This window comes from Arsenophonus sp. ENCA, assembly GCF_002287155.1.
Taxonomy (GTDB): Bacteria; Pseudomonadota; Gammaproteobacteria; order Enterobacterales; family Enterobacteriaceae; genus Arsenophonus; species Arsenophonus nilaparvatae.
On sequence record NZ_NHNG01000744.1, the window covers coordinates 1 to 536 of the forward strand.

1 protein-coding gene and 1 pseudogene are annotated in these 536 nt (G+C 37.1%); both read left to right on the forward strand.

The window, feature by feature from the left end; translation table 11 throughout:
• Nucleotides 1–275: transposase (locus CBG25_RS19360; protein WP_290607940.1), on the forward strand; the 275-nt coding region annotated here is incomplete at its 5' end.
• 28 nt (nt 276–303) lie between these two features.
• A pseudogene (locus tag CBG25_RS19365) lies at nt 304–536 on the forward strand (hypothetical protein); the annotation flags it as partial.

The window sequence follows — 536 nt, forward strand, 5'->3', positions numbered from 1 at the left end:
AAATCTTGAATCAGCGAAAGAGCATGGTTGAACCTGTGTTTTCAGCATTGCGGGGAATTCAGGGTTTGGAACGTTTCCGGCGTAAGGGATTATTAGCGGTAAAGCTCGAATTTACCCTGCATGCAATGGCCTATAACTTATCAAGAGCGGTTGCTCTGATATTATGGATGATTTTCAGTCTATTATTTGTACAAACTAAAATCAGAAAAAGAGAAAATCTGCACGGTGGGATATTGTTGAAAAAAAAATTCCACCCCTTTTGCGACAGCCTCTAAAGACCTATGGCGATTAGTTGAACCTTCTATAGACAAAAAAAGCCCTTGTGTACTAATTGCCGATGATACATTGATTGCCAAAACACGTAGTAGAAAAATAGAGATGGTTCATTATCAATATTCAGGTAATAAGCATGATGTTATTGCTGGCATAGGTTTGGTTAATTTGCTTTGGCATGATCTGACAAGTGTTGAATCAATTCCTATTGACTATCGTATTTATGATAAAGATTCTGATGGAAAAACAAAAAACACGCACTT